Source organism: Microbispora sitophila (assembly GCF_014892245.1).
GTDB classification, from domain to species: Bacteria; Actinomycetota; Actinomycetes; order Streptosporangiales; family Streptosporangiaceae; genus Microbispora; species Microbispora siamensis.
In genome coordinates this window covers 1-18,813 of the sequence record NZ_JADBGC010000036.1, presented here as the reverse complement: position 1 = coordinate 18,813, position 18,813 = coordinate 1, and the positions used below count along the sequence as shown (strand labels likewise).

Here is an 18,813-nt window from a genome sequence, read left to right as displayed (position 1 = left end):
ACCCTATCTCGAACGTGTCATCGAATGAAGGGCGATTCGCGGAATCGGCGGAGGCGTGACGCGACCCGCCCCCGGGGTCGCCCGGCCGTGATCACAAGGCCGTACGCGCCTGTTCCACGTGCCGGGCGATGCCCAGGGCCCCGCTCTCTTCCGCGAGGGCGGCCGCCTCGTCGAGCAGCCGCAGGGCGTCGTCCCTGCGGCCCTCGGCGGCGGCGATGTAGGCCAGTCCGACCAGGTTGGCGGCGACACCCGGATGGAAGCCGAGCTCCCGGCGCAGCCGCACCGATTCCTCCAGCCGTTCCCGCGCCGTCTCCAGCCGTCCGGCCCTGTGCTCGGCGATGCCCAGGTGCCTGAGCGCGTAGGACATCGTCAGCCTGTCCCCGGCCTTCGCAGCGAGCTCATGCGACCGCCGCAACGCGGGCCCGGCCGCGTCGTCGTCGTGCCGTACGACCTGGTGGAAGCAGCCGATCCAAAAGAGCGCCTCGCCCTCGCCGCGCACGTCGCCGAGCCGCCGGTAGAGATCGGCGGCCCGCTCGAACAGCTCGAGCTCGCGGGGGTCCTCCTCACGGTGTTCGAGGAACCGCGCGTGGACGACCCGGCCGCGGGCCAGCGCGAGACCGGCCTCGACCGCGCCGATGTCCCGTCCCGTTCCCGCGGTGGCGAGGTCGGCTTCCACCGCGTCCAGCTCCCGGTCGGCCTCGGCGAGAGCCGCGGCGTCGCCGCCGAAGACCGCCTGCTCGTAGAGATCCCTGGCCCGTTCGAGTCGTACGTCGCCGCTCATCTCGATTCCATTCGTGATCACTGCGGTGCGAGGTCGCGAGTCTACCTCCGCAGTGGTGGTCCAGTACGATCCACAAGGTGGTCTGAACCGGGACAACGAGGGGGCGGCGTGGGTTTCGCGGACGGCCCCCGGCAGGACACACGGCGTGGGCTCCCCGAGATCGTCGTCGACGCGCGTACGCGCGGCTTCCTGTGGCCGGGCGAGCCGATCGGCGGCCGGGAGTTCGCCGAGGCCCGGCACTCCCTGTTCGACGACGCGTTCACCTGGCCGGTGATGACGGCACGGCGCTCGGCCCTCGACCACAACATCGCGACGCTGGCCCGCTTCGCCGACCGGCACGGGCTGGCCTTCGCGCCGCACGCCAAGACCACGATGTCGCCGCAGCTCGTGCGGGCCCAGCTCGACGCCGGGGCGTGGGGGATCACCGCCGCGACGCCGGGCCAGGTGCTCGTCCACCGCTCCTTCGGCGTCCCCCGCGTGCTGCTGGCCAACGAGATCTTCGACCGCGGCGCGCTGCGCTGGCTGGCCGGAGAGATCGGGCGCTTCGACTTCCTCTGCTACGCCGACTCGGTCGAGGGCGTGCGTGTGCTCGACGAGATGGCCGGCGACGTGCCGTTCCGCGTGCTGGTCGAGCTGGGCCACCCGGGCGGCCGGACCGGCTGCCGCGGCCAGGACGAGCTGCTGGCGGTGGCCCGCGCGGCGCGGCAGGCCAGGGGGACCGAGCTGGCCGGGGTCGCCGGATACGAGGGGACCCACCACGAGGCCGCCGAGGTGCGCGGGTTCCTGCGCGACCTGGCCCGCGCGGCGCGGACGCTCGCGCCGGAGGCGCCCGGCCCCATGGTGGTCTCCGCCGGGGGCAGCTCGTGGTTCGACCTGGTGGCCGAGGAGCTCGCGCCGCTGACCGGCGAGCTGGGCGCGACCGTGGTGCTGCGCAGCGGCGCCTACATCGCCCACGACGACGGCTACTACCGGGAGCACACGCCGTACAACCGGCTGGAGGGCGAGCTGTGGCCGGCACTGGAGGTCTGGGCCCAGGTCCTGTCCGTGCCCGAGCCCGGTCTCGTGCTGGTCGGGATGGGCAAGCGGGACGTCCCGTACGACATCCACCTGCCGTTCCCCAGGGCCGTACGGCGCGGCGGCCGGGGCCCGGCCGAGTCGCTGACCGGGGTGACGGTCGTCAAGGTGCAGGACCAGCACGCCTATCTCAGCGGCGACGCCGGGCTGCGCCCGGGAGACCTGGTGGCGTTCGGGCTGTCCCATCCGTGTACGGCCTTCGACAAATGGCGCGTCATCCCCGTGGTGGACGACGACGACATCGTGATTGATTTGATCAATACGTGTTTCTGATGGAGCGGTGACAATGGCTGGCAAGCAGGAGATCCGTACGACCGCCGGGGCCCCGCCGATCGGCGCGTACTCGCAAGGGCTCGTGGTGGGCGACTTCCTCTACACCTCCGGGATGGGGCCGCTCGACCCCGAGACCGGCGAGGTCGTGGGCGACGACGTGGCCGCCCAGACGCACCGGACGATGCGCAACCTCGGGGCGGTGCTGGAGGCCCGCGGCCTGACGTTCGACGACGTGGTGAAGGCGACGGTCCACCTGCAGAACCTGAAGGAGGACTTCGCGGCGTTCAACGAGGTCTACCAGTCCTACTTCACCCGTCCCTACCCGGTGCGCACCACCGTGGGCTCCGATCTCATGGACATCCTCGTCGAGATCGACTTCGTGGCGTACGCGGGCCGCTGACGATGGACAGCGCCCTGTACGTCTTCGTCGAGGACCTGCGCGCCGAGGGCGTGCGAGGGCTGCTCGACCGGGCCTCGGCGTACGGCGTGCGAGGCGTCGCGGTGGCCGCGGCCTACCATCAGGCCAGGGACGTGACCCCGCACGGCGCGTCGCGGCTGACGCTGCGCCGCGACGGCGTCCACTTCCCCCCGCCGGACGACCTGTTCGGCGGGCTGCGCCTGACTCCGCCCGTGCAGCACGGGGCGGAGGACCGGCCGCTCGACGAACTCCACCGGGCCTGCGCGGACCGGGGGATGCGGCTGCACGGCTGGACGGTGTTCCTGCACAACGCCACCCTGGGCCTGGCCCACCCCGACGTGACGGTGGAGAACTGCTTCGGCGACCACGGCTCCCCGGCCGACCTGTGCCCCTCGCACCCCGACGTGCGGGCGTACGCGGTGGCCCTGGCCCGGGCCGTCGCCCGGCAGGGAGTGGACACGGTCGTGGCCGAATCGCTGCACTTCGGGGCCTTCGCGTACGAGCGGTGCCTGGTGGCGCTGGGCCCGATGGACGCCTTCCTGTTCGGCCTGTGCTTCTGCGCCCACTGCATGCGCCGGGCCGCCGACCTCGGGGTGAACGCCGAGGTGGCCAGGCAGGAGTGCGCCAGGATCGTCGGGGGCGTGCTCGACGGCGATCCCCCCGCCGAGGGCGAGGTCACGCGGGCGGCGCTGACGGCCTACGCCGGTCCCGAGGCGGTGGCGTACGCGCGGGCCCGCTCAGAGAGCGTCACGTCGCTGGTGGGGGAGGTCGCGGCGGCGGTGACGGCCGAAGGCGCGCGGCTGACGTTCATGGACGCGACGGGCGCGGCCAAGGGCTACGCCCACGGGCTGCCCTCGGCCGGTCTGGCCGCGCACGACTCCTGGCAGCTCGGGATCGACCTGGTGGCGCTCGGCGACCTGGTCCCGTCGTTCGCGGTCCTCGGATACGCCAGGGACCCCGCCCGGGTGGCCGACGACGTCGCGGCCTACCGGCGTTCGGTGGGCAAGAACCCCGAGCTGAGGGTCGTGCTGCGCCCGGGCGCCCCGGACACCGACTCCGCCGACCGGCTGGCCGCCAAGGTCCGCGCGGCCCGTACGGCGGGGGCCGGGGCCGCCGACTTCTACGCGTACGGTTTGGCGCCCTTCCAGGCGCTCGGCCGCATCACCGAGGCGCTCGCCTGAGCACGGGCATCTGACCACCGGCATTTGACCACCGGCGCCTGCTTCCGGAGCTGACCACGGCCGAAGTGCCCGTCGTGTGCCGCCGCCACGGCCTTGGGTCACGGTCTGTGGTCACGGCCGGTCGTTGACCAGGGCGTCCACGAGGACGGCCAGACCTGCGGCGACCCGCGCGGTGTCGCACTCGCGCAGCACGGCGGTGACGTGCTCGGCGGCCAGCGGGGCGAGCAGCGCGTGGGCGAGATAGTCGGCGTCCGCGCCGGGGCGCGCCTCGGCCAGCAGGATCGCCAGGTGGCGGTGCCAGAAACGATAGGAGCCGATCCGATACCGGGCGCCGGGGCTCGCGGTCTCGGAGACGCGCAGCAGATCGAGGTGTTCGAAGAGGTAACCGGCGTAGGCCGCGACGAACGCCCGCACCCGTTCGCCCGGTAAGGCGCCGGGCCCCAGCGGCGGCGGTCCGGACAGGATTCGCTCCTGCAGTTCCCGTTCCTTGTCGTCGAGCAGGGCCGCCACGAGCCCCGACTTGTCCCCGAACCGGCGGAAGAGCGTGCCCTTGCCCACCCCGGCCTCCGCCGCCACCGCGTCCATCGAAACGGCTTCGACGCCGTGCTCCCGGAACAGCTTCGCCGCCGCCTCCAGCACCCGTCGCCGGTTACGGGCGGCGTCCGCGCGTTCACGAGGTGGGTCTCCCAGCAGGGAGACGAGATCTCTTGACGAACCGGACTGCGGTCCGGTAGCTTTCGAGCTGTTCACACAACCGGACTGTAGTCCAGTTACTTGGAGGACGCAATGACCGCTCTCATCAGCAGGGACGAGCTCAAGGCCGCCATCGAGGCCGGCGCCGTCACCGTCGTCGACGCGCTGGGCGGCGACTACTACGCGCAGCAGCACCTTCCGGGAGCGATCCCGCTGACGGAGGCCGAGGTCGCCGATAGGGCCGCCGAACTGCTGCCGGACAAGAACGCCTCGATCGTCACCTACTGCTCGAATCCGTCCTGCCCCAACAGCCAGGCCGTGGCCAACCGGCTGACCGCGCTCGGATACACCGACGTGCGCAAGTATCGGGAGGGCATCCAGGACTGGGTCGAGGCCGGCCTGCCGGTCGAGTCGCTGACCACGGCGTCCTGATCGCCCCGCCCGTTCAGGCGGAGCCCCGGACGACGAGCTCGGTGGGGAGGATCACCGGGTCGGCCGAACCGTCCTTGAACAGGCCCAGCAGCAGCCGGACCATCGCGGCGGCCTGCTCGATGATCGGATGCCTGATCGTGGTCAGCGGGGGCTCGGTGTAGCGGGCCGCCTCGATGTCGTCGAACCCGACGACCGCCACGTCGTCCGGCACCCGGCGGCCCGCCTGGCGCAGGGTCTGCAGCGCCCCGATGGCCATGAGGTCGTTGGCGACGAAGACGGCGTCCAGGTCCGGGTCGTCCTGCAGCAGGTGGCGCATGGCGACGGCGCCGGACTCGCGGGTGAAGTCCCCGACGGCGACGATCGACCGCCGGTCGGACTCGCGCAGCGCGTCGCGATAGCCCTTGAGCCGGTCCTGGCCGCCGATCATGTCCTGCGGCCCGGCGATCGTGGCGATGCGCCGCCGCCCGCTGTCCAGCAGGTGGCGCACCGCCTTCTCCGCGCCGCCCACGTTGTCGTTGTCCACGTACGGCAGGGGCACCGGCACGGCCGGCCTGCCGTACGAGACGACGGGGACGCCCATCCGCGCGATGGCGGAGGGCAGCGGGTCGGCGCCGTGCATCGAGATCAGCATGACCCCGTCGACGTGGCCGCTGGCGATGTAGCGCTCGATCCTCGCGTGGCTCTGGGCCGAGCCGCCGAGCATGAGCACGACCTGCTTGTCGGCGGCCTCGAGTTCCAGACTGGCCGAGCGGATGACCGTGGAGAACATCGGGTCCTCGGAGAAGACCCTGGTCGGCGGCTCCGACACGACCAGCGCGATCGAGTCGGTCCGCTGGGTGACGAGACTGCGCGCCGCCGAGTTGGGGACGTATCCCAGCTCGTCCACGGCGCGCATCACGGCATCCCTGATCTGCGGTGTCACCGTCATCTGCCCGTTGACGACCCGGGAGACGGTGGCGCGGGACACCCCTGCCCGCGCCGCCACCGCCTCCAGAGTGGGTCGTTTCATCCATTCACCCCTGAAGCGCGTTGCGTTTGATGACGTCTCGATACCACAGCGCGCTGTCCTTGGGAACGCGTCGCTGGGTCTCGAAGTCGATGTACACGATGCCGAACCTCTTGTGGTAGCCGTAGGCCCACTCGAAGTTGTCCAGGAGCGACCATACGAGATAACCCCTCAGGTCCGCACCGGCGGCGATCGCGGCGTGCGCCGCCCGCAGGTGGCCGTCGAGGTAGCCGATCCGGTCGTCGTCGTGTACCTCATCGCCCGTGAGGTGGTCGTCGAAGGCCGCGCCGTTCTCCGTGACGAGCAGCCCGACCTCGGGGTAGTCGCGCGACAGCCGTACGAGCAGGGTCTCCAGGCCGGACGGCTCGATGGGCCAGTCCATCGCGGTCGTCGGGCCGGTCGGTGGCTCGAAGCGGATGCCTTCAGTGCCGGGGAAGGCGGGGTTGGCAGGCTCGCCGGGCGCGGCCGACACGAAGGACGGGTTGTAGTAGTTGATGCCGAGCAGGTCGATCGGCTGGTGGATGACGGTCAGGTCGCCGTCCCTGACGTGGTCCAGGCCACCGTGGCGGGCGGCGATCTCCAGCACGTCCTCCGGGTAGCGGCCCCGCAGCGCCGGGTCGAGGAACTGCCGGTTCATCAGCGCATCCACGCGTGCGGCCTCCTGGTGGCCGTCGTCCGTCTGGATGACCGGCGCGAGGTTGAGGGTGAGCGCGACCTCGGCGGCCCCGGCCGCGCGCAGGGCCTGTGCCGCCAGCCCGTGGCCGAGCAGCAGATGGTGGGCGGCGCGGAACGCGGCGGCCGGGTCGCGCCTGCCCGGGGCGTGGACCCCGGAGCAGTAGCCGAGGAAGGCGGCCACCCACGGCTCGTTGAGGGTCGTCCAGGTGCGGACGCGGTCGCCGAGCCGTTCGTGCACGACGGCGGCGAAGTCGGCGAAGCGCGCGGCGGTGTCCCGTACGGCCCAGCCGCCGGCGTCCTCCAGCGTCTGCGGCAGGTCCCAGTGGTACAGCGTCGGGTAGGGCGTGATGCCGTGGGCGAGCAGCTCGTCCACCAGCCGGTCGTAGAAGTCGAGGCCGGCGGCGTTCACCTGCCCGGCCCCGGTGGGCAGGATCCGCGGCCAGGCCACGGAGAACCGGTAGGCCGCCAGGCCCAGGCCGGCCATGAGCCGCACGTCCTCGGCGTAGCGGTGGTAATGGTCGCAGGCGACGTCGCCGGTGTGGCCGTCGGCCACGTTGCCCGGGATCTTGGAGAAGGTGTCCCAGATCGAGGGGCCCCTTCCGTCTTCGGCGGCGGCGCCCTCGATCTGGTAGGCCGCCGTGGCGGCGCCCCAGACGAAGCCGTCAGGGAAGACCATCTTGGACGATCCAGTCCCCCGAGATGCCATGGTCGTCGCCGTCATCCCTTGACCGCCCCCTGCATGATGCCTCCGATGATCTGTTTGCCGAGCAGGACGAAGATGAGCACCAGCGGCAGGGTCGCCACCGCCGTGCCCGTGAGGCCGAGCGTGAAGTCCCGCACGTAGCCGCTGGCGAGCTGCGACAGCGCGACCTGCACAGTGGGATTGTCCGGGGTGAGGACCACCAATGGCCAGAAGTAGTCGTTCCAGGCCGTCATGAACGTGAGCATGCCGAGCACCGCCGCCGCGGGCCGCGCGGCCGGGAGCACGACGTGCCAGAACAGCCGGGCCGTGCCGCACCCGTCGATCCGGCCCGCCTCCAGCAGCTCGGTCGGCAGCGCGCGGCTCAGGTACTGCGTCATGAAGAACACGCCGAACGCGTTGACCAGGGCCGGGACGATCACGGCGTACATCGTGCCGGTCCACTCCAGCTTGATCATCAGCATGTAGAGCGGGATGATGCCGAGCTGCGTCGGGACCATCATCGTCACGACGGTCATCAGCAGGAGCACGTTGCGGCCGCGGAAGCGCAGCTTGGCGAACGCGAAGCCGGCCAGGGTGGAGAAGAACATCACCGACACCGTGATCGTCCCGGCGACGACGAACGAGTTGAGCAGCGCCAGCGCGAACGGCGCGGTGTCGAAGACCCGCTGCACGTTGGCGAAGAAGTTGCCGCCGGGCAGCAGCGGCGGCGGCACCTCGGCCAGCGCCGCGTTGTCGTGCGACGCGACGATCACACTCCAGTAGACCGGGAACGCCGAGAAGAACGCCACCGCCACGAGGGTGAGATAGGTGAGCGGATGCCCGCGCAGCGCTTTGACCGTCCGGGCCCTAAACATCGAGTCCTCCACGCATGCGCCGTACGACGAGGTAGTTGAACGCCACGACCACGACCACGAGCAGGAACATCATCCACGCCGCCGCCGAGGCGTAGCCGAACTCGAAGCTTCGGAAGCCCTTCTCGTACAGGTAGAGGGCCAGGGTCTGGAACTGGCGGTCGGTGCCGCCCGTGGCCGCCGCGCCGTTGCTGACCTGTGCGCCGAACAGCAGCGGCTCGGCGATGATCTGCATCGACCCGATCGTGGTGACGATGACCGTGAAGATGACGGTCGGCCGGATCATCGGGAGCGTGATGCCCCACAGCTGCTTGAGGCTGGACGCGCCGTCGAGGGTCGCCGCCTCGTAGATCTCCTTCGGCACGGCCTGCATGGCGGCGAGGTAGATGAGCGCGTTGTAGCCGGTCCACCGCCACATGATCATTACGGCGATGGCGACGTGCGAGGTGGCCACGCCCGCCTGCCAGTTGATCCGGCCGAACCCGAGCCATTCGAGCACCATGTTGATCAGCCCGAAGTCGCGCCCGAAGAGCTGGCTGAAGATGACCACCACCGCAACGACGCTGGTCACGTTGGGCAGCAGGAGCGTGATGCGGAACAGCGTCTGCGCCCGCAGCGGCCGGTTCAGCAGGTGTGCCAGCACGAGCGCGAGCAGCAACTGCGGCACCGCGGAGAGGACGCCGATCGACAGCGTGTTGAACGCCGCGTTCCAGAAGTAGCCGTCGGCGAACAGCGCCTTGTAGTTGCCCAGGCCGATGAAGGGGTTGTCGCTGCTCAGTAGGTTCCAGTCGTGCAGCGACACCCACGCCGTGTAGATGAGCGGGAAGACGCCGAAGGCCGCGAAGAGCAGGAAGAACGGCGCGACGTACACGTACGGCGAGGCCTGCCGGTCCAGCCGGTGCAGGCGGGAGCGCCAGCCCGACGCCGCTCGCGGACGCGCCGGCGGGCGCAAGGCGGACGGGGGGCCGCCGGGGGAGGGCGCCACGGTCCGCAGGGACCCGCCCGGTGGTGATGCCATGGGAGATCCTCCTCTGAGCAGGGCCCCCGGAGCGGATCGCACGGATCGTCCGGGGGGCCCTGCCTGCGACGGACTACTTGATGCCTTCCACGTCCTTGAGGACCTGGGCCCACGCCTCGTCGGGCGACTGCTTGCCCTGCTCGACCCGGCCGATGCCGTTGCCGATGGCCGTGCGCACGTCGCCCTCGCGGGGGCCGAGGTGCTGCGGCTTGAGGTTCTTCGCGGCGTCGGAGTAGATCTTGCCGACGGGGGCGTCGTTGAAGAAGTCCTTCGTGAAGTTCTGGATGTCCGGCTGGTCGTACAGCGAGGGGATCGACGGGAAGTTGCCGATCGCCTTGAACACCGCGGCCTGGTTCTGCGCCGAGGTCAGGAAGTCGATCAGCTCGGCGGCCTCCTTGGGGTGCTTGCTCTGCTTGGGCACGGTGAGGTGGGAGCCGCCGGAGTTGCCCGCGCCGCCGGGGACGGTGGCGATGTCCCACTTGCCGGCCGCGTTCTTGGCCTGGTCCTGGATGTAGGCGGTCATCCATGCGGGGCAGATCACGGTCGCGAACGAGCCCTTGGCGAAGCCGGTGTTCCATTCCGGCGTGAACGCGCCGATCTTGGCGGACAGGCCGGCGTCGATCATCTGGACCGACAGGTCCCACGCCTTCTTCACGTCGGGGTTGGTGGCGACGACGATGTTGTCCTGCGCGTCGTACACGCCGACCGGGGCCTGGGCGATGATGGCCCGGAAGATCTCGCCGGGGCTGTCGAAGAACTTGGCGTCCTTGGGCGCCTTGGCGGCGAACTTCCTGCCGGTCTCGATGTACTGCTCCCAGGTGGGCCACAGGGCCGACACCTCGTCGCGCTTGCTCGGCAGGCCGGCCTTCTCGAACAGGTCGGTGCGGTAGCACATGGCCAGGCCGCCGACGTCGGTGCCGAGGCCGAGGAGGGCGCCGCTCGGGGCGAGGCCCTGCTGCCACTTCCAGTCGAGGTACTCGCCCTGGCGCTTGTCGAGGCCGTACTGCTTCAGGTCGTAGAACTTGTCGGGCTGCGAGGTGAACTGGCTGATGTAGCCCACCTCTATCGCCTCGACGTCCGCGGCGCCCGCCCCGGTGGCGAGGTGCGCGGCGAGGTTGGTGTGGTGGTCGGCGTACGCCGCCTGGCGCTCCTCGATCTCGACGTTGGGGTGCGTCTTCTTGAACTCCTCGTAGAGCGGCTTGAAGCCGAAGTCGCCGAAGAGCCCGACGCTGAGCTTGATCTTCTCGGTGGACTGGCCGTCGCCGGTTTTGGCGTCGGATCCGCCCCCGCCGCACGCCGTGAGGGTGAGCAGGGAGGCGGCGAGCATGGGGGCGACGAACCGGACGACCCGGCGGCCCGTGTGGGGAGTGCCCATGAACCCTCCTTGGGTTCCGCATATGAAATCGATCTTGAAGAGAGCGCTCTCGCACAAGAGTGGGAGTCGGCCGTGAGGCCGTCAAGTGGCTGATCAGTAACGATTCCCGTTATCTCAAGTCACTGTCGTTGCTGGTGAGAGCGCTCCCACGGCTATTGGCGCAGCATGGGGGTGCCGTCCCGCGTCGTGTGAGGGACCGAGGAAAACCCGTCGGATGGGCGGAAGTGGCGGCTCGCGCTCGTCAGAGAGCGCTCTCGCGATCGTGCTGCTGAGCCGAGCCTGCGCCCATGACGGGTTCATCGGGCGCTGGGCGGGCCCGGGTCTGGCCGCCCGCGGAGCCGCCATGCGCGTGGGCGTGAGGAGCGAGGCGGGGAGAGGAGGGGTCCGGCGTTCAGCCGCCGAGTGTGCGCTTTTGCGGGTGGATCGTCTCGCCGCGGGCGAGCATTTCAACGAACTGGGTGAGGCGGCGGGCTCGGGTGTCGGCGCGTTTGGCGTTCGCGATCCGGTAGAGGACGGCGTAGCGGTTCTGGGAGGTGAGGATGTCGAACATGGCTTGCGCCGGGGGGTTCGCGGCCAATGCGGCGGCCAGGTCGGCCGGCACCTCGATGCCGGCTTGTCCCGCGTAGGCCGTGTCCCAGCGGCCGTCGGCCTTGGCGCGTTCGACCTCGGTCATTCCGGCCGGATGCATCCGTCCCTCGCTGATCAGACGGGTGACGATGGAAACGTTCCGCGCCGACCAGGGACTTCGCCTCGCCCGAGGGGTGAAGCGCCGGTAGAAGGTGATTTCATCCCGCCGTCGTAGCCGGCCGTCGATCCAGCCGTAGCACAGGGCTTCGTCGAGCGCCTGGTCATAGGTCAGGCTGGTGGGCTGGGTCGTGTTCTGCTTGGCGAGGACCAGCCACACCCCTGCCGAGCTGTCGTGGTGCTCGCTGAGCCATTCCCGCCAGGCTCGGGCATCGGTAACAGTCAGCTCCACCAGTTCGTCGCTCATCCTCATGTGCCCCTTCGTGGTCATCTCGGCAGACGCTATGACATGACCGTCGGAAACGGTCCTGGGCGTCAAGCAGGCTGTCGCCGTGCTCGATGCCTCGGCAGGGCTGCTGCGGCCGCTGTCCTTGTGTCACCACGGCAGTCCTGAGCGAGACGAACGCCCGCCGATCACTGACAGGGTCACGTACGCGGGCCTCGTCCCGGGCCGATCTCAGCCGGTTGGGCGGCTCAGGCCCTCCCGATACCGCTGCGGGCTCACGCCGCGCTCCCGCTTGAAGGCCGAGCTCAGCGCGAACGCGGTGCCGTAGCCGACCCGCCGGGCCACGGCCTCCAGTGTCGCGTCCGTCTCACGCAGCAGGTCGGCCGCCTGCGCCAGCCGAAGCCCGGTCAGGTAGGCCATCGGCGGCTCGCCGACCAGTTTCGCGAACCGCTGTGCCAGTGCGGCGCGGGAGACCCCCGCCCGGACCGCCAGTTCGGCGACCGTCCACGGGTGGGCCGGGTCGGCGTGCAGCATCCGCAGCGCCGGCCCCACCACCGGGTCGCCGTGCGCCCGATACCAGCCCGGCGCCTGCGCGTCCGGGCGGGAGAACCATGTCCGCAGCACGGCGATCAGCAGCAGGTCGAGCAGGCGGTCGAGCACCACCTCCTGGCCTGGTTCGTCCTTGACGATCTCCCGGCCGAGCAGCGTGACGAGGGAGCCGTCCCAGGAGTCGCCGCGCAGCACCAGCAGCGTGGGCAGCGCCGCCAGCAGCCGCTGGGTGACCGCGCCGCGCATCTGGTAGGTGCCGATGAGCATCACGGCCGAGCCGTCCGGGTCGTTGCCCCAGTTGCGTGTGCCCAGGTCCATATCCGCCGACAGGCCGCGGCCGTCCGGCGTGGTGCAGACCTGCCCGGGGTGGATCACGACCTGCGGGGCGGTCGCCGGGTCGTCGGCGACCGTGTAGTGAGCGGGACCGCGCACGACCGCCACGTCCCCGGGGCCCACCCGTACGGCCCGGTCCTCGTCCGGGATGATCCACGCCTCGTCGCGCACCATCGCGACCAGGCACAGCGGCGCCTCGTCCTGGATCCGGACCGACCAGGGCGGGCTCAGCGTCGCCCGCAGCAGGAAGGCCCCCCGCGCCCTGGGTCCGTCGAGGAGGTCGGCCAGCGCGTCCATGCCCGGAATCGTAGACGGCCGGATATGCGGTCGAGCGTCTCGGCGATGTCGCCCGACGCCGTCCGCCGGTTGACTGATCGCCATGACGACAGCGCAGATCCTGATCACCAGCGGCGCCCGCGCCGCGGCGAGGGTGTCATGACGTACCTCCTGGCCGCTGTTGCGGCAGCCGTGTCCATGCTCATGACCGCCGGGATGGCGGGCACCTTCTTCGGGTTCTCGGTCGGGGTCATGCCGGGTCTGAACGCGGCGTCGGCCCCCTCGGCGATCGACGTGATGAACGCGGTCAACGTCAAGATCCAGAATCCGGTGTTCCTGGCGGCGTTCGTCCTCGCCCCGGTCGCCGCCGCCGGGGCGGGCGCCCTGCTGCTGACCACCTCTCACTCCGGCGCGGCCTGGCCGTTCTTCGCGGCGGCAGCGGTGTACGCCCTGGGCGTGATCCTGATCACGGCCGCGGTGAACGTGCCGATGAACGACGCCCTGGCCGCCGCGGCGGCCCACGGCGACCCGGCCGAGGCCGCCGCCCGCATCTGGTCGGACTACTCGGCCCGGTGGACCACCTGGAACACCTGGCGGGCCGTGGCCGGCGCGGTGAGCCTGCTGCTGATGGGCTACGGCGTTCATCGCTGGGGCCGGGGCTCCTGACTCTGGAGAGCGCTCTCGCGCTAAGGGTTTTGTCGTCGGCGACTCTGAGAGAACGCTCTCTCGGATTTCACAGATCCCCTTGACGCCAGTGAGACCCAGAGGGGACAGTGTCGCTCAAGAGGTCCGCGGTCGCGGTACGCGGGCCCTCACGACCCTCTCCGGACGCCGCCGTCCGGCCATTCCAGACGTCCACCGTCTTCGCTCCGTGAGGCCACCCGCACCCCCCAATCCCCCCGCCGTGACGACCGGACCGAGGAGAGAGGTACTCATGCGTGTGCTCAACTCCCCATGGCGGCGCCCGGTGCTTGCGCTGCTCGCCGTGGCCGCCGCGGTCGTGGCCCTCGCCGTACGGCCCGCCGACGCGTCGGTGCCCGGGACGCCGTCCGGCTGGTCGCTCGTCTGGTCGGACGACTTCGACGGCGCGGCCGGCTCGCTTCCGTCGTCCACCAACTGGATCATCGACACCGGCCACTCGTACCCCGGAGGCCCGGGCAACTGGGGCACCGGCGAGATCCAGAACTACACGTCCAGCACCTCCAACCTGAGCCTGGACGGCAGCGGCAACCTGCGCATCACCCCGATCGGCAGCGGCCAGAACTGGACCTCCGCGCGGATCGAGACCCGCCGCGCCGACTTCAAGCCGGCCGACGGCCGCGTCCTGCGCATCGAGGGCCGCATCCAGATGCCGAACGTGACGGGCGACGCCGCCCTCGGCTACTGGCCGGCCTTCTGGGCGCTCGGCGCGCCCTACCGGGGCAACTACCAGAACTGGCCCTCCATCGGCGAGTTCGACTTCATGGAGAACGTGAACGGGCTCAACACGGTCTGGGCCACCCTGCACTGCGGCGTGAACCCCAACGGGCCGTGCAACGAGACCAACGGCCTGGGCAACAGCCGGGCCTGCCCCGGCTCGACGTGTCAGTCGGCCTTCCATACCTACCGGTTCGAGTGGGACCGCAGCGTCAGCCCCAACCAGCTCCGGTGGTACGTGGACGGCCAGCAGTTCCACAGCATCAGCCAGAGCCAGCTCGACGCCACGACGTGGTCGAACATGACCTCCCACGCCGGATACTTCATCCTGCTCAACGTCGCCATCGGCGGTGGCTTCCCCAACGGTGTGGCCGGGTTCACCACGCCCACCTCCGCCACCGTGTCCGGGCGGCCGATGGTGGTCGACTACGTGGCCGTGTGGCAGAGCGGCGCGACCAGCAGCCCGCCGCCGAGCTCGCCCCCGCCGGGTGGCGTGGACGCCCGGTCCACCATCCAGGCGGAGAACTACCAGGCGCAGAGCGGCACGCAGGTGGAGACGACCCAGGACAGCGGCGGCGGCCAGAACGTCGGCTACATCTCCAACGGCGACTGGCTGCGCTACGACGGCGTCAACTTCGGCTCGACGGCGGCGCGGCAGTTCAAGGCCAGGGTCGCCTCCGGCGCGGCGGCCGGCGTGAGCGGCCTCGTACAGGTCAGGCTCGACAGCCGGACGGCGACCCCGATCGGCGACTTCGCCGTCGGCAACACCGGCGGCTGGCAGAGCTGGACGACCGTCCCGGCCAACATCACGCCGACGACCGGCACCCACACCGTCTACATCACCTTCAGCAGCGGCCAGCCGGCCGACTTCGTCAACCTCAACTGGTTCACGTTCGCCACGTCCTGACCGCCGCGCCATGGGCGGGGGCCGTTCCGGGTCCCGCCCATGTCCCTCGGCCGAACGTACGTCACCCGGTGGGCGAGACGGTCTCCGGCGACGCCGACTCGCTGGGCGTGACGGGCGCGGACGGAGTCTGCGGAGTCTGCGGGGTCTGTGCCGGGGGTGCGCCGCCTCCGCCGTGCCCCGGCAGGGCCGGGCGGCTGGCGTCCGCGACGATGATCGCCCTCGGGCTGCCGCCGGTCGTGCCCACGACCCACACCTGGTCGCCCTGCTGGATCCCCTGCAGGCCCTTGTAGTCCGCGACGATCCTGGTCGACTCGTCGACCGTGTAGGTGCGGCCGTCCACCGTGAGGGCGCCGCTCCGCACCGAGTCCACCGAGCCCGTCTGGCTCGTGAAGGTCTGGTAGTCGCGGGACGTACGCGGCTGCTGGGGCTGTCCGAGCTGGAGCAGGGCGAGCTCGGACATGCCGAACCGTTCCGGACCGGGCCGGAGCTGTCCCGCCTGGACGAACCGCGGCTGGTCCTGGCCCGGTGCGCCCGCCACGGCGAGGCCGGCGCCGGTGGCGAGGGTGAGCGCCGCGGCGACTCCGAGGAGCAGCCGGGGCCGTTTGCCATGAGGTTTCGGCGGCTTGCTGGACATGGTCATCGGTGTGCTCCCTCCACTCGGCGCTGGGGCACGACATGACACGGCATGACACGGTGCGACATACACGGTGCGGCCTGACGTGGCCGGCGCGGCTGGGATGTGCGCGAATGACGTGAGCGGACGTGACCGCGGCAGGTCATGGAACGTCCGTGGGAACGACGCGCCGGGCGTACGCGCCGCGCATGGAGTGCGCGGCACCGCGAAAACCCGTCGTCGCGGAGGGCCCGCCAGTGGCACTCCTGGCCGGGCCGTCCGGTCGATCCGTCCGGTCAGCCGCCGGCCCGCGCCGGTCGGCCCGCCCTCGGATCCCCTGGCCGCCCTACCCCATCGAGTACGGCGTTCACCGCCCGCTCGGTAAAGCCATCGTCCAGAGGCAATTGCCGGAATACCACCCGCAGCCAGACCGCCCCGGCGAGCAGATCCATGATCACCATGGGGTCGGCGGAATCGGCGATCTCGCCGCGCTCCCGGGCCCGTTCGAAGATCGGCCGCTCCCGGGCGAACCGGTCGGCGAAGAAGCCCCTGGCCGCCTGCGCGAGTTCGGGGCTGTTGGCGGCGGCTCCGAGCGCCGCGACGGCGATGTCCGCCGCCGGGGGAGTGGTGAGCAGCCGGGCCAGGCCGTCCAGCAGCGCGTGCAGGTCGCGCCGCAGGCTCCCGGTGTCGGGCACGTCGAAGTCGAGCGCCCGCGCCTCGACCAGCGCCGTGCCGAGCAGGGCGGCCTTCGACGGCCACCACCGGTAGATCGTCGTCTTGTTGACCCCCGACCGTTCGGCCACGCCCTCGATGGTCAGGCCCTCGTATCCCTTCTCCGCCAGCAGGCGCAGCGCGGCGTCGAGGATGTCGTCCTTCTTCCGTGGGGCCATGGCGGGAGCCTACTGCAACGCACCGTTGTGTTTTAATGAGCCTATGCAACGCAACGTTGCGTTGTGTTCCAGGAGGTGCGTCATGAGCATGCCGGTGGTCTTCGTCCACGGCACCCGGTTGAGCGGCACGATGTGGTCCCCGGTCCGGGCGCTGCTGCGGGCCCCGTCCGCCGCCCCCGACCTGCCCGGCCACGGCCGCCGCCGGGGCCTGCCGTACGACACGGAGGCGGCGTGCGACGTCGTCGTGGAGGCGATCGCGGACCTGGGTGGACGGGCGCTCGTCGTGGGGCTGTCCCTCGGCGGCTACGTGGGCATCGCCGCCGCCGCTCGGCGCCCGGACCTCGTCGCGGGCCTGGTCGCGATGGGCTGCACAACGCGGCCCGACCGGCCCAGGGCGTACGCCTACCGGCTCGCCGGGCGCCTGGCCGCCCGAAACCCCGCGCTGGCCGACGGGGTGAGTCGCTTGGCGTTGCGCCGGATGCTGCCGGGGGCCGCCGGAGACGCCATGATCGAGGGCGGGCTGAGCAGCGAGGTCGTGGCGTCCGTCGTCGAGGCGGTCACGGCCGAAGACCCGCTCGCCTCGCTGGCGGCCTACCCCGGCCGGGTCTGGCTGCTGAACGGCACCCGCGACCCCTTCCGGGCCGACGAGCAGGCGTTCCTGCGGGCCTGCGCCGACGGCAGCCTCACGCACGTGCCGGGCCGGGGCCACCTGACCGTGCTCGCCGATCCGGCGTGGCTGGCCCGTTTCATCGACGCCGCGGCCCGGGACCTGTCCGCCTGCGCGGCCTGATCAGCCCCGCGTCGTACGCCCGGCCCCGCTGAGCGCGGCGACGAGGGCGAGTGCCAGGTAGACCACCCCCGAGGCGTACCTGAGCGTGCTCGCGCGCAGGCGGCGGCCGAGCGACCCGGCGGTGAGCGCGTACACGAGGTCCGAGGCCAGCCCGATCACGGCGAGGACCAGCCCGAGCAGGAAGACCTGCCCCGGCACGTCGCCGAAGGGATCCACGAACTGCGGCAGGAACGCCAGGAAGAACAGCACGGTCTTGGGGTTCAGCACGTTGACCACGACGCCTTCCAGGAAGACCCGGCGCAGCGGCTGCGGCCTCGGCTCGTCGCCGGCCGAGCCCCGGCCGGTCAGGGCGCGGACTCCGAGATAGGCAAGGTAGGCGACGCCGGCCCATTTCACCGCCGCGAACAGCCCTGCCGACCGCGCGAGCAGATAGGAGAGGCCGGCCGCCGCCGCGGCGATGTGGAGCAGCGTGCCCGTCTCCACACCGAGGGCCGAGGCGACCCCGGCACGGCGGCCCTGGGCCACACCCCGGGCGGCGATGTAGAGATGGTTGGGGCCGGGCACGGCCACCACCGCCGCCGAGGCGGCCGCGTACACCAGGAACGTCGAGGCGTCGATCACGCTTGCCGAGGCTAGAAGCGTCGCGGCCCGCACACCCGGGCCAATCGGCGCCCGTGTCCGTGGACCAATGCGGCTCAGAGCGCCTCGGGGCCCTCGGCGAGGTCCCGTACGATCTGGATCAGCTCGGCCGGGTCGAATGGCTTGGTGAGATAGGCGTCGACACCGATGTCGTACCCCCGCCTGCGGTCGTCCTCCTGGGCCCGGGCGGTGATGAGCATGACCTTGATGTGCCGGGTGCTCGGGTCCTCCCGCAACCGGGTGGCCGTCTCCCAGCCGTCCAGACGCGGCATCATCACGTCGAGCGTGATCACATCGGGATCCACGTCATGGACGCGGTCCAAGCAGTCCTGCCCGTCGTACGCGGTCTCGACCTCGAATCCCTCCAGGGTCAGGTTGACCGCTATGAGCTGCCGGATGACCTCGTCGTCATCCACGACCAGCACGCGTCCCAGAAGCTCGCCCACGGCGGCAAAGCTAGCCAATGAGACGGGGCGGGCGCGCGGTTTTCGCTGATCCACATGCCCGCGCCCCCCGGCGGCCGTAATGATGTCACGAGCGGCCTTCAAGTGCTGGTAGCCTTATCAGCGGTTGAGCCCCCTTAGCTCAGGGGATAGAGCACCGGCCTCCGGAGCCGGGTGCGCAGGTTCGAATCCTGCAGGGGGCACCAGATCAAGGCCAGTCCACACGTCGTGTGAGCTGGTCTTTTTCGTGTCGTACGACTGTAGCGATCTTGCCGTCCTGTGACGGCGTCCGACGCCTGGCGACGGGGTCTGCGGGCAGCACGCGGGCAGAGATCGCGCCAAAAGAGAGCGCAAACCGGTGTGGCCGTCCCTGCCGGCGCCTAGGGCCTGTCTTCATAGTGGTCGCCTAGAGCCAGAGCAGGAGTGCTGCAATGGTGACCACGGCGGTGTATGAGGTAGCGGTCTTGTCGTAGCGGGTGGCCAGGGCGCGGAACTGTTTGAGCTGGT

General features: G+C 71.0%; 20 protein-coding genes, 1 tRNA gene and 1 pseudogene. 8 read left to right on the top strand and 14 right to left on the bottom strand.

Annotation, left to right across the window (positions count from 1 at the left end; genetic code table 11):
* Nucleotides 1-91: 91 nt before the first annotated feature.
* Nucleotides 92-781: a tetratricopeptide repeat protein gene (locus IL992_RS41410; RefSeq protein WP_193208755.1), complete on the bottom strand. Its 690-nt coding sequence runs from the start codon at nucleotides 779-781 to the stop codon at nucleotides 92-94.
* A gap of 108 nt (nucleotides 782-889) precedes the next feature.
* Here IL992_RS41410 and IL992_RS41405 point away from each other — a divergent pair, with 108 nt between their 5' ends.
* The 3 genes from IL992_RS41405 to IL992_RS41395 are packed head-to-tail and all read left to right on the top strand — an operon-like array spanning nucleotide 890 to nucleotide 3,727.
* Nucleotides 890-2,128, top strand: coding sequence for a type III PLP-dependent enzyme domain-containing protein (locus IL992_RS41405; protein WP_193208754.1), 1,239 nt, complete (start codon nucleotides 890-892; stop codon nucleotides 2,126-2,128).
* 13 nt (nucleotides 2,129-2,141) lie between these two features.
* Nucleotides 2,142-2,528: a Rid family detoxifying hydrolase gene (locus IL992_RS41400; RefSeq protein WP_182898905.1), complete on the top strand. Its 387-nt coding sequence runs from the start codon at nucleotides 2,142-2,144 to the stop codon at nucleotides 2,526-2,528.
* A 2-nt stretch (nucleotides 2,529-2,530) separates the two neighbouring features.
* Nucleotides 2,531-3,727: a hypothetical protein gene (locus IL992_RS41395; RefSeq protein ID WP_193208753.1), complete on the top strand. Its 1,197-nt coding sequence runs from the start codon at nucleotides 2,531-2,533 to the stop codon at nucleotides 3,725-3,727.
* A 111-nt stretch (nucleotides 3,728-3,838) separates the two neighbouring features.
* Here IL992_RS41395 and IL992_RS41390 read toward each other — a convergent pair whose 3' ends face one another.
* A complete protein-coding gene (locus IL992_RS41390) occupies nucleotides 3,839-4,477 on the bottom strand; it encodes a TetR/AcrR family transcriptional regulator (RefSeq protein ID WP_193208752.1) in 639 nt (212 codons plus the stop codon).
* Nucleotides 4,478-4,513: 36 nt separating this feature from the next.
* On the opposite strand from IL992_RS41390, the gene IL992_RS41385 reads away from it, so the two are divergent.
* Nucleotides 4,514-4,852 (top strand): rhodanese-like domain-containing protein, encoded by a 339-nt coding sequence (locus IL992_RS41385; RefSeq protein ID WP_193208751.1) that lies wholly within the window; start codon nucleotides 4,514-4,516, stop codon nucleotides 4,850-4,852.
* 13 nt (nucleotides 4,853-4,865) lie between these two features.
* On the opposite strand, the gene IL992_RS41380 is transcribed toward IL992_RS41385, so the two are convergent.
* From IL992_RS41380 to IL992_RS41350, 7 genes are all read right to left on the bottom strand, one after another.
* On the bottom strand, nucleotides 4,866-5,861 hold the full coding sequence (locus IL992_RS41380; protein WP_193208750.1) for a LacI family DNA-binding transcriptional regulator: 996 nt from the start codon (nucleotides 5,859-5,861) through the stop codon (nucleotides 4,866-4,868).
* Nucleotides 5,862-5,865: 4 nt separating this feature from the next.
* On the bottom strand, nucleotides 5,866-7,209 hold the full coding sequence (locus tag IL992_RS41375) for a GH1 family beta-glucosidase (protein WP_193208749.1): 1,344 nt from the start codon (nucleotides 7,207-7,209) through the stop codon (nucleotides 5,866-5,868).
* A gap of 41 nt (nucleotides 7,210-7,250) precedes the next feature.
* A complete protein-coding gene (locus tag IL992_RS41370; protein WP_193208748.1) occupies nucleotides 7,251-8,090 on the bottom strand; it encodes a carbohydrate ABC transporter permease in 840 nt (279 codons plus the stop codon).
* Complete coding sequence (locus IL992_RS41365; RefSeq protein WP_193208747.1) at nucleotides 8,083-9,105, bottom strand: carbohydrate ABC transporter permease; 1,023 nt, start codon at nucleotides 9,103-9,105, stop codon at nucleotides 8,083-8,085. Before IL992_RS41365 ends, IL992_RS41370 begins: the two co-directional genes overlap by 8 nt.
* 73 nt (nucleotides 9,106-9,178) lie before the next feature.
* Nucleotides 9,179-10,480, bottom strand: a complete 1,302-nt coding sequence (locus IL992_RS41360) for an ABC transporter substrate-binding protein (protein ID WP_193208746.1) — start codon at nucleotides 10,478-10,480, stop codon at nucleotides 9,179-9,181.
* A 391-nt stretch (nucleotides 10,481-10,871) separates the two neighbouring features.
* A complete protein-coding gene (locus IL992_RS41355; protein WP_193208745.1) occupies nucleotides 10,872-11,471 on the bottom strand; it encodes a YdeI/OmpD-associated family protein in 600 nt (199 codons plus the stop codon).
* A 210-nt stretch (nucleotides 11,472-11,681) separates the two neighbouring features.
* A complete protein-coding gene (locus tag IL992_RS41350; protein WP_193208744.1) occupies nucleotides 11,682-12,629 on the bottom strand; it encodes an AraC family transcriptional regulator in 948 nt (315 codons plus the stop codon).
* 138 nt (nucleotides 12,630-12,767) lie between these two features.
* Here IL992_RS41350 and IL992_RS41345 point away from each other — a divergent pair, with 138 nt between their 5' ends.
* Together IL992_RS41345 and IL992_RS41340 are read left to right on the top strand one after the other, a co-directional pair.
* A complete protein-coding gene (locus IL992_RS41345) occupies nucleotides 12,768-13,274 on the top strand; it encodes an anthrone oxygenase family protein (RefSeq protein ID WP_193208743.1) in 507 nt (168 codons plus the stop codon).
* 268 nt (nucleotides 13,275-13,542) lie between these two features.
* Nucleotides 13,543-14,931 carry a glycoside hydrolase family 16 protein gene (locus tag IL992_RS41340; RefSeq protein WP_193208742.1) on the top strand — a complete coding sequence of 463 codons (1,389 nt, stop codon included), beginning with the start codon at nucleotides 13,543-13,545 and terminating at the stop codon, nucleotides 14,929-14,931.
* Nucleotides 14,932-14,992: 61 nt separating this feature from the next.
* Here IL992_RS41340 and IL992_RS41335 read toward each other — a convergent pair whose 3' ends face one another.
* Nucleotides 14,993-15,571: a hypothetical protein gene (locus IL992_RS41335; protein WP_193208741.1), complete on the bottom strand. Its 579-nt coding sequence runs from the start codon at nucleotides 15,569-15,571 to the stop codon at nucleotides 14,993-14,995.
* 269 nt (nucleotides 15,572-15,840) lie between these two features.
* The gene (locus tag IL992_RS41330) at nucleotides 15,841-16,434 is read right to left on the bottom strand and encodes a TetR/AcrR family transcriptional regulator (protein ID WP_193208740.1); all 594 of its coding nucleotides are present in this window, start codon (nucleotides 16,432-16,434) and stop codon (nucleotides 15,841-15,843) included.
* A gap of 82 nt (nucleotides 16,435-16,516) precedes the next feature.
* Here IL992_RS41330 and IL992_RS41325 point away from each other — a divergent pair, with 82 nt between their 5' ends.
* Entirely contained in the window at nucleotides 16,517-17,224 is a 708-nt protein-coding gene (locus tag IL992_RS41325; RefSeq protein ID WP_226874745.1) for an alpha/beta fold hydrolase, read from the top strand.
* Here IL992_RS41325 and IL992_RS41320 read toward each other — a convergent pair whose 3' ends face one another.
* The gene (locus tag IL992_RS41320) at nucleotides 17,225-17,845 is read right to left on the bottom strand and encodes a LysE family translocator (protein WP_193208739.1); all 621 of its coding nucleotides are present in this window, start codon (nucleotides 17,843-17,845) and stop codon (nucleotides 17,225-17,227) included.
* A gap of 74 nt (nucleotides 17,846-17,919) precedes the next feature.
* Nucleotides 17,920-18,288 (bottom strand): response regulator transcription factor, encoded by a 369-nt coding sequence (locus IL992_RS41315; protein ID WP_193208797.1) that lies wholly within the window; start codon nucleotides 18,286-18,288, stop codon nucleotides 17,920-17,922.
* A 149-nt stretch (nucleotides 18,289-18,437) separates the two neighbouring features.
* Here IL992_RS41315 and IL992_RS41310 point away from each other — a divergent pair.
* Nucleotides 18,438-18,512, top strand: a tRNA-Arg gene (locus IL992_RS41310).
* 200 nt (nucleotides 18,513-18,712) lie between these two features.
* Here IL992_RS41310 and IL992_RS41305 read toward each other — a convergent pair.
* Nucleotides 18,713-18,813, bottom strand: a pseudogene (locus tag IL992_RS41305) (IS5/IS1182 family transposase); the annotation flags it as partial.